Below are 9,718 nucleotides of genomic sequence, written 5' to 3'. Positions count from 1 at the left end.
TATCGTTTATGGTTTTTCATTCCATAATATTTCCGTACCATCTTTTATAATTGCACAAATCATGCCATTTGGCATTCTTTTCAAATCAAGATAACCACTAAAATTGTAAAGTTTTTTCGTACTCTTGAAAACAATTGGCTAACGTTATATCCTGTAATACTTCTATATCTATGCATCCACACATACTAAATAAGGTGTTCTAAATCCATCGTATCCTTCCCATAAAAAAATTAAGAATAACTGCAAGCATAAGAAATTCTTTAGGTGTTAATTTTACAACTTCATTTTCTACTTCAACCGTTCTACCAACGCTATTGATAACTATATACGACTTCATAGCTTCCTCCTCCTGATAAAATATAAATAAACCAATACAGTCTAATACAGTCTAATACAGTCTAATACAGTCTAATACAGTCTAATACAGTCTAATACAGTCTAATACAGTCTAATACAGTCTAATACAGTCTAATACAGTCTAATACAGTCTAATACAGTTATACTTATATCAATAAAGAATACAAAACTATAATTTTTTATTGAGCTAATGTTCAAACTTTTGATAAAAGTTTTTTTAAAAACTAAATTAACTAAATTCATTTTACAGCAAAACAGGTTTAATTAATATAAATTTAATTTTATTTAATCAATTTTAGTTCCTAATAGTATCTAAATACTATTACTGATAATGGAAAATTTCAAATCCATCTTTATCTATTTTTTAAAAAATCAATTATATCTTTCCAAACAGTATATTTATAAAATAACGCACTAGCCATTACATTAATCTTAATGGTTTTAAGAAAAAAGTTTAATATTTTCCTTATTTTTTTAAATAAAATCCTTTTTAAAAGTGAATCTAAAATCTGGGGATTATACCCGTATACCTAAAATGATGTTCTTTTATCGTGTCTTATAGGTTTTTTGCATGGAGAGGTGCTACTAAATATATATTAAATACGGAAAAAGAAATCAAAACGACGATGGATAGCGATAATATTTGAAATGATTATATCTTGCTTTACTGGATTTATTGGAGGCTTATTAGCTATGGAATATGGCTCTAGTGACTATATTGCACTAGTAGTTGCGGGCTTACTAGGATTCATGTGTGGTACAGGATTTAAATTACTATACCAAAAATTTTTCAATTTAAAGGTTAATAAAGAAAATTTACTTTTATAACTTCCATAATTATGGACATTCAATTATAACTAGCTATTTTTTCTTTTTATTTTAATTACCACTAAGGGTAGCGTAGAAATAAAATTTTATTTTTAGTAGATATCTACTATATCATTTTGATAAATAAATTTTTGTATTTACAGCTTATTTATCAAATAGATAATTTTTTAAATGTGATGTTAACTTTATTATATTATGTGTTTTAAACATAAAAATTGTTAACTTATTACATTTAAATAGTAGAAAGAAATTCTAATTTTAATATTATTTCTACTTTGCATTAAAAATACATTATAAATCATAAAATATAAAATTTATCACATGCATTTATTAATGCTTAATAAGCAAAAAAGATAAAGTAAAAAAATAACATTTATAATACAAAAAATTTTTATATATTTAAAAATATTAAGCAAATTAGTTTCATTTTATTCTGTTGAGACATTAAAATCCTTAATCATATTTTTGATCATATTAGCAAATAGTAAATAGAATGACCCAGGAAAAATAAATATAAAAATATGCAGAAAATAGCAAAATAGTACATATTAATCATAACTTTATACAAGATAATCAAAACTTCTTAATTAGAACTTTTGTTATTGAAGAAGTAAATGTTGAATTTATACGATTGGTATTTACTTTGGCCAATATGCCATCTGGTTCATACATAGAAATTATCGATCGTATGAGACAACATACACGTATCTTTCCACTAAATGAAGGTTCTACGCTAAATGTAACTTTTTATACTAATTGCATTGATATTAAAGTTATTTTACCAAAAAATTATCACTATAGTAATAATCAAATAATAGAGCTTGCTTATTATGAAGCACTTCCGCTTGATTTAACAAAAATTGTTGAAGATAGTAATGATGAGCGACAAACCCTATATGTGATATAAAAATACGCCTTTTTTAACCCAGCTTGCGCTGTACATTTTGTCGCATTTAATGGTTATGGTGGTATAGCTAAGCGACTTAATTTTGATGACATTATTTATATGAGCTATTCAATTGATTTTAGACGTAAAGTGATATTTACGATGGAAGAAGAAGGGTTAAGTATCCAAGAAACAGCGAAGCAATTTCGGATTGGCTCTGCATCTATATCGCGTTGGATTAATCAAATAGAGCCAAAAGCATCGACTACGCGTCAGCGAAAAATCGATAAATCCGAGTTGATAAAAGATGTTGAACAATATCCAGATGCTTACCAAAAAGAGCCTGCAGAGCGTTTTGGCGTTTGTCAGAAGGCCATTTGGCAAGCTCTTAAAAAATGGGATTGATCTATAAAAAAACTTTACGTCATCCGAAAGCCGACGAAAACACTCGACAAACGTTTCAAAAAAACAACAGTATGAAAAAGAAGGCAAGCATATTATTTTTATTGATGAAAGTGGTTTTTCACACGATACCCCGCGGACTCACGGCTATTCCCCGAAAGGTCAACGGTGTGTTGGTCTCAAGAACTGGGGAGCTAAAGGAAGAACAAATGTTATCGGCGCTTTATTGGGCACAACGCTGTTTGCTATCGGATTATTTGATATCAATATTAACAGCGATGTTTTCTATGCATGGGTCACCCAAGTCCTTATCCCAGTACTTCCTAAAAACAGTGTAATCATGATGGATAATGCAACTTTTCACAAGAAACAGAGTATTCAACAAGTCATCATCGATGCGGGGCATATGGTGGAATATTTGCCTACCTATTCGCCAGATCTTAATCCAATTGAACATAAATGGACACATGCTAAATGCAAAAAAAGAGCGCTCCGATGCGACACAGATATAGCTAAGCCTCTTAATTTTGATTACAAAAATATATGTTTTTTCAATATAAGTTGACTGATATAGAGTAATTACTTGTAATCATTTTAAAGTCGCCTAGCTATATTTTGTTCGCACTCAACATGGTGTAATCAAAATTAAGTCGCTTAGCTATATTGGCCGGTTTTATCGCAGCTCGCGAAAAAGTAAAAAATATCAGCGCAGTTGCTTGCGGTATCTCTGGCTCTGGGCCGACATTATTTGCAATTTGCTATAGCTATAAAAGAAAGACAGCAGAAAAAGTAATGCAATGGCTGACACAATATTACCTACAAAATGGAATAGGTTTTGTGCACATGTATCGTTTAGATCAAATTGGTGCAAGAGTGATAGGCTAAAAATGAAATTATATAATTTAAAAAATCAAAGTGAGCAGGTCCGTTTTCTGCAGGCAGTTAAACAAGGGCTTGGGTCAGCAGCACGGCCTTTTTTCCCGCTTAATATACCAAAACTCAATGATGAACAGCTAGCTAAATGGTTACAGTGCGATTTTATCACCCGTAGTAGAGCTATATTTTATCAGCTTATATTGGCAATGAAATGCCGTTAGAAAAAGTGACAGCGTGTGTTAAACAGGCGTTCAATTTTCCGTTAGTTGTTAGACCAATAGAAGAAAATATTGCCAGCCTGGAGTTGTATCATGGCCCAACCTTAGCATTTAAAGATTTTGGTGGCCGATTTATGGCACAAATTTTGCTGGCCGATTTATGGCACAAATATTGGCACAAATTGCCAGTAACCAACCCATTACTATTTTAACCGCTACTTCAGGTGATACTGGCGGCCCGCCGTGGCCCATGCTTTTTATCGTCTTAAAAAGGTTCAGGTTATTATTCTCTATCCGGAAAATAAGATCACGCCTTTACAGGAAAAATTATTCTGTACACTAGGGGAACATATTCACACTATCGCAATCAAGCGTGACTTTCATGATTGTTAAAGGCTGGTAAAACAGGCTTTTGATGATGAAGAATTAAAACGGCTATTATGTTTAACCTCCGAGAATTCTATTAATATTAGCCGGTTATTGGCGCAAATTTGTTATTATTTTGAGGCTCTTGCACAGTTAGTGGTTGAAAACCGTCAACAATTAGTTATTTCTGTACTCAGTGGTAATTTTGGTAATTTAACCGCCGGCTTATTTGCCAAAGCAATGGGGCTACCGGTGAAGCGTTTTATATTAGCTGGGCGACTTTAAAATGATTACAAGTAATTACTCTATATCATTAAATTTATATTGGAGAAAAACATATATTTTGTAATCAAAATTAAGAGGCTTAGCTATAACTTCCTGTACCAATACTTCAAACTCAAGTGTTTTAATGACGGCAGGATTACTTGCTAAAAAGGCGGTTAAAAAAGGTTTAATGCGTAAACCTTGGGTAAAAACTTCGTTAGCACGAGGTTCGAAAGTGGTTACTGATTATTTAGCCAAAGCGGGATTGACTGATTATTTAAATCAATTAGGTTTTAATCTACTTGGCTATGGCTGCACCACTTGCATTGGTAACTCAGCGCCACTACCGGCGGCAATAGATGAAGCAATCAAAAAACATGATCTAACTGTAGGTGCGGTGCTATCAGGCAATAGAAATTTTGAAGGTAGGATCCATCTATTAGTAAAAACCAATTGGTTGGAATAACCACTTCTACTGGTAGCTTATGCGTTAGCGGGTAATATGCAAGTAAATCTTGCTGATGAGCCGTTGGGAGAAGATAAAAATGGTAAAGATGTTTTACTAAAAGATATATGGCCTACCAGTCAGGAAATTGTTGATGCAATACAGTTAGTAAAATCTGACATGTTCCATAAAGAATATAATGCAGTTTTTGATGGTGATGAAGCCTGGCAGGCACTTGATGTAAAAAGTTCAGCCACTTCTTCATGGCAACCTGATTCAACTTATATTCCTAATCTTCCGTTTTTTATGGCATGCAGCTTGCACCGGCGCCGATCACTGATATTCATACTGCTCATATTCTTGCAATCTTCGGTGATTCTGTTACGACCGATCATATTTCACCAGCTGGAAATATTAAAGCGGATAGTCCAGCTGGCCGTTATTTACAGTCCTATGGCGTACAAGCAACAGATTTCAATTCGTATGGTTCGCGGCGAGGTAATAATGAAGTTATGATGAGAGGCACATTTGCCAATATTCGTATTCGTAATGAGATGCTTCCTAGGGTTGAAGGGGGATTTACTCGCTATATACCAAAACAGACTCAGCTAGCAATCTATGATGCTGGCATGCAATATAGCTGGGCGACTTTAAAATGATTACAAGTAATTACTCTATATCAGTAAATTTATATTGGAGAAAAACATATATTTTGTAATCAAAATTAAGTCGCTTAGCTATATCAGCAAAAAAAGATACCTTTAGCAATTATTGCTGGCAAAGAGTATGGTTTCGGTTCTAGTCGTGACTGCGCGGCTAAAGGAACCCTATTGCTCGGGGTAAGGGTGGTTATTGCTGAATCTTATGAACGAATTCATCGCTCTAATTTGATTGGTATGGGGGTCTTACCGTTAGAATTTCCGGCTAATGTAAACCGTAAAACATTAAAATTGACCGGTGATGAGGCAATTGATATTGCAGGCTTGCAATCGATTACCCCAGGCAAGATGATCACAGTAACCATTACTGATAAAAATGATCAGAAAACGACAATAGCGATGTGTTGCCGCATTGATACGATGACTGAAATAGAATATTTTCGTCATGGCGGTATTCTGCAGTATGTTATTCGTCAAATGTTAAAATAAACGGATTTAAACCATCAAAAACTGCTCTGTTAAAAGCAGACAGTTTTTGATAATAATTGATTGATTATTTTTTCGCATTATCAGATAGAATATGACCTAATTTGCTGGCTTTTACATTGAGATAGTCACTATTTTTGGGATTACGACCAACAATGAGAGGAACTCGTTCTACGACATTGATTCCAGCTTCTTTCATAATTTCTAGTTTTTTAGGATTATTGGTTAATAATCTCACTTCATTTATCGCCAATAATTTATACATGTCAGCACAGACAGTAAAATTACGTTCATCGGGTTCAAACCCGAGTTTTAAATTAGCCTCAACAGTATCCAGCCCCTCATCTTGCAGAGCATAGGCGCGGATTTTATTTAATAATCCGATGTTACGCCCCTCTTGACGATGGTATAGTAGTACTCCGCTACCTTCTTCGCCAATTTGTTTAAGTGCTGCTTCTAGTTGAAAACCACAATCACAACGTAAACTAAATAAGGCATCTCCGGTCAAACATTCCGAGTGAATACGGGAAAGAACGGGTTTTCCATCAGTAATATCACCATAAATAAGTGCGATATGATTATTACCATTAACAATTTCTTCAAAACCAACAAGTAGAAACTCACAAAAAGGAGTAGGTAATTTGGCTTCAGCTATACGTTTTAACTGCATATTGTTATACATAATGAACGAAACTCTCTGTATTTAAAATTAAGGAAAAGCACGTTAAAAAAATAGTTAAATATAGTTATCAAATTATTTTTACCTATATATTTTACTAGGCTAGTGGATATCATCAGTAGATAAATTTATCTTCATATTACTACAATATTATTATTAAAAAATTAACTATTTTAACTATAAGCACATTTTGTTTATTAATTTAGATTGAGGTTTGTTGATTGAGACCGGTGCCTAATATAAATAAATGTTCTAAGATTTTTTCATTTTTTGAAAAAATAGTCAGCAACACTAGTATTTCGTTAAATGGGATAAATTCAATAAGGAATTTTTTGATTAAAAATATTTGTGCACCATTAACATGTTATAGAAAAGTTTTTGTCGTAACTCATTATGTTATCTACCATTGAAATGTTTATTTAAATAAAAAGGCGAGTGTTGATATAATTCACTTTCTTTATTGGGTTTAGATGCTAAGTTAAGAAACAAAAAGTGTTTACAGCGCTTTTCTATCATTAAGCAAAAATAGGAAAAATGTGAAATATTTTTTAATTTTATTACTTTCTGTAGCCATTTTTATTGTTTCCGTGACACTTGGCTCAAGCAATAATCAGATAGTAACATTTAATTATATTTGATTACTAAAGGTGACTATCCAATATCGATATTACTAGCTGTCCTTTTTGCGGTTGGATTTTTGCTGGGTTGGCTTATTTGCGGGGTGTTTTACGCTAAGGCATTAATTTCATTATCAAATGCAAGACTTAAGATTAAACGTTTAGAAAGTCAATTAACCGAATCAACTCAAAGTGAACACGATAGTAAAGTGGCAGTTGTTACAAATGAAAAAAGGTAATTTTTTATGTTAGAGCTGCTATTTCTGCTACTGCCTATTGCCGCTGCCTATGGTTGGTATATGGGACGCAGAAGTGCTCAACAAGATAAACAACAAAATGCTGATCGTTTATCCCGTGAATATGTAGCTGGTGTCAATTTCTTGCTATCTAATCAACAAGATAAAGCCGTTGATCTGTTTTTAAATATGCTTAAAGAAGATAGCTCGGCGTTTGAGGCTCATCTGACATTAGGCAATCTTTTCCGTTCAAGGGGGGAGATTGAACGGGCTATCCGTATTCATCAATCCTTGTTTGAAAGTAACTCATTATCCTTTGAGCAGAAACTATTAGCCACACAGCAGCTTGGGCGAGATTATTTAGCGGCAGGAGTTTATGATCGGGCGAAAAATATTTTTTTGCAACTAGTTGATGAGCAAGATTTTCGCTTTAGTGCGTTACAATCTTTACTTACTATTTATCAAGCAACTAGCGATTGGTATAAAGCAATCGAGGTTGCCGAAAAATTAGTCAAAATGGGCAATCCTCAATTTAAACAAGAAATAGCTCATTTTTATTGCGAACTGGCACTATTGGAGCTGAGTAGTGACGATCTTGATGGCGCATTTCTTTTACTAAATAAAGCCGCTCAATCAAATAAAAACGCTACTCGAGTTTCTATTATGAAAGGGCGCATTCATATCGCCCGAGCTGAATATGAAAAAGCCATTTCAGTACTTAAACAAGTTTTTGATCAAGATAGAGATTTAGTCAGTGAAACTTTAACCATGCTTTATGAATGTTATCATCATTTAGCGAATTGGCATGATTGGGAAGCTTATATCCAGCAATGTGTTGCTGGCGATTGCGGTGCAACTGCTCAGCTTTATCTGGCGGAAATAATTGAAAAAAGAAAAGGGCTAGAAAAAGCGCAAATATTTATTAAACAGCAACTTGAACGTCATCCAACGATGCGATTGTTTTATAAACTGATCGATTATCATTTGGCGGACGCAGAAGAAGGCAGAGCAAAAGAGAGTCTGGAATTACTGCGCAATATGGTTGGCGAGCAAATCCGCTCTAAACCTGATTACCGTTGCCGCAAATGTGGTTTTACTACCCATTCTTTATATTGCTATTGTCCTTCATGCCGTTCTTGGGATACGATCAAACCAATAAAAGGCCTTGATGGTCAGTGACAACGTCACATATATTGCATTCATTAAATTTTAAAAGGTTAAAAATGATAGCCAGCACGCAAAATAAACTTCCTGTTTCTACTAATTCCGCGGTTATTGTTGCATTAGATTATCATGATCTGGCTAAGGCATTATCTTTTGTTGACAACCTCAGCCCGCAGGATTGCCGCCTGAAAGTGGGTATGCAGATGTTTACTTTATATGGCCCACAATTTATTCAAACTTTACATAACCGAGGTTTTCAGATTTTTTTGGATTTGAAATTTCATGATATTCCTAATACGGTGGCGCAAGCTGTTAAAGCAGCGGCGGAAATCGGGGTTTGGATGGTTAATGTACATGCCAGTGGTGGGGTCAGAATGATGATGGCGGCTAAAGAAGCACTAGTTGAATATGCTAAAGATGCTCCACTATTGATTGCTGTTACCATATTAACCAGTATGGAACAAGCGGATCTGCACCAGATTGGTATTACACAACTGCCGGCTGATCGCGCCTTGCAGCTAGCAAAATTAGCCAAGGAGTGTGAGTTGGATGGTGTAGTTTGTTCAGCACACGAAGTAGCAGCACTGAAATCAGCTTGTGGTAGCGATTTTTTATCAATTACGCCAGGCATTCGCCTCATTGGTGCAGAAGCCTATGATCAGCGGAGAATTATGACGCCAGAGCAGGCTATTAATGTTGGCGTTGATTATATGGTTATTGGTCGTCCTATTACCCATAATAGTGCCGATCCAGTGTTAACGCTGGCGCAAATTAATCGTTCAATTGGATGGATAAAATGAGTGACTCGCGTTTAGTTTATTCTACAGAAACTGGCAGAATAGTTGAAGCAGAATAGTTGAAGTAGAAAAAATCAGTGCCAACCAAAGGCGATGGTATAGTTCGTATCAGACGTCAAAGCTCAGGCCGAAAAGGCAAGGGTGTTTCTGTTATTACAGGCTTGGATTTGAATAAAGATCAATTAATGATGCTTGCTGCTGAATTAAAAAAATGTGGTTCAGGCGGAGCAATCAAACAAGGCAATATTGAGATTCAGGGTGATAAATGCGAGCTTATTAAGCAATTATTAGAAGCTAAGGGAATGAAAGTTAAACTGGCCGGCGGTTAATTTTATATTTACAAATAAAGCCAGATAATTATAGCTAAGCGACTTAATTTTGATTACACCATATTGAGTGCGAACAAAATATCTGTGTCGCATCCGAGCGCTCTTTTTT

8 protein-coding genes and 4 pseudogenes are annotated in these 9,718 nt (G+C 34.3%); 11 read left to right on the top strand and 1 reads right to left on the bottom strand.

The features are described from left to right. Positions 1–957 precede the first annotated feature (957 nt). From ARSQ2_RS08740 to ARSQ2_RS08705, 7 genes and pseudogenes are all read left to right on the top strand, one after another. On the top strand, positions 958–1,185 hold the full coding sequence (locus ARSQ2_RS08740; RefSeq protein WP_181995059.1) for a phage holin family protein: 228 nt from the start codon (positions 958–960) through the stop codon (positions 1,183–1,185). Positions 1,186–1,837: 652 nt separating this feature from the next. Continuing rightward, on the top strand, positions 1,838–2,092 hold the full coding sequence (locus tag ARSQ2_RS08735; protein WP_181995057.1) for a hypothetical protein: 255 nt from the start codon (positions 1,838–1,840) through the stop codon (positions 2,090–2,092). Positions 2,093–2,191: 99 nt separating this feature from the next. After that, entirely contained in the window at positions 2,192–2,476 is a 285-nt protein-coding gene (locus tag ARSQ2_RS08730) for an IS630 transposase-related protein (RefSeq protein ID WP_181995056.1), read from the top strand. A 91-nt stretch (positions 2,477–2,567) separates the two neighbouring features. After that, positions 2,568–3,038: an IS630 family transposase gene (locus tag ARSQ2_RS08725; protein ID WP_338078275.1), complete on the top strand. Its 471-nt coding sequence runs from the start codon at positions 2,568–2,570 to the stop codon at positions 3,036–3,038. A gap of 98 nt (positions 3,039–3,136) precedes the next feature. Next, positions 3,137–3,358: a homoserine kinase gene (locus ARSQ2_RS08720; protein WP_181995055.1), complete on the top strand. Its 222-nt coding sequence runs from the start codon at positions 3,137–3,139 to the stop codon at positions 3,356–3,358. A 2-nt stretch (positions 3,359–3,360) separates the two neighbouring features. Beyond that, a pseudogene (gene thrC, locus ARSQ2_RS13040) lies at positions 3,361–4,206 on the top strand (threonine synthase); the annotation flags it as partial. A gap of 94 nt (positions 4,207–4,300) precedes the next feature. After that, positions 4,301–5,790 (top strand): annotated as a pseudogene (locus ARSQ2_RS08705) (aconitase family protein); the annotation flags it as partial. A gap of 64 nt (positions 5,791–5,854) precedes the next feature. Here ARSQ2_RS08705 and ribA read toward each other — a convergent pair. Next, positions 5,855–6,457 (bottom strand): GTP cyclohydrolase II, encoded by a 603-nt coding sequence (gene ribA / locus ARSQ2_RS08695; protein ID WP_181995052.1) that lies wholly within the window; start codon positions 6,455–6,457, stop codon positions 5,855–5,857. 545 nt (positions 6,458–7,002) lie between these two features. Here ribA and ARSQ2_RS08690 point away from each other — a divergent pair. From ARSQ2_RS08690 to yciH, 4 genes and pseudogenes are all read left to right on the top strand, one after another. Further along, positions 7,003–7,322 (top strand): annotated as a pseudogene (locus tag ARSQ2_RS08690) (LapA family protein). A 6-nt stretch (positions 7,323–7,328) separates the two neighbouring features. Beyond that, entirely contained in the window at positions 7,329–8,498 is a 1,170-nt protein-coding gene (gene lapB, locus ARSQ2_RS08685) for a lipopolysaccharide assembly protein LapB (protein WP_181995051.1), read from the top strand. Positions 8,499–8,542: 44 nt separating this feature from the next. After that, entirely contained in the window at positions 8,543–9,283 is a 741-nt protein-coding gene (gene pyrF / locus ARSQ2_RS08680) for an orotidine-5'-phosphate decarboxylase (protein ID WP_181995050.1), read from the top strand. Beyond that, positions 9,280–9,609: pseudogene (gene yciH, locus ARSQ2_RS08675) on the top strand (stress response translation initiation inhibitor YciH). Before pyrF ends, yciH begins: the two are co-directional and overlap by 4 nt. The last annotated feature ends 109 nt before the right edge of the window (positions 9,610–9,718 follow it).

The organism is Arsenophonus endosymbiont of Bemisia tabaci Q2 (assembly GCF_902713415.1).
Taxonomy (GTDB): domain Bacteria; phylum Pseudomonadota; class Gammaproteobacteria; order Enterobacterales; family Enterobacteriaceae; genus Arsenophonus.
Note: the sequence above shows the minus strand (reverse complement) of the source record. Positions and strands in the feature narration are given on the sequence as shown.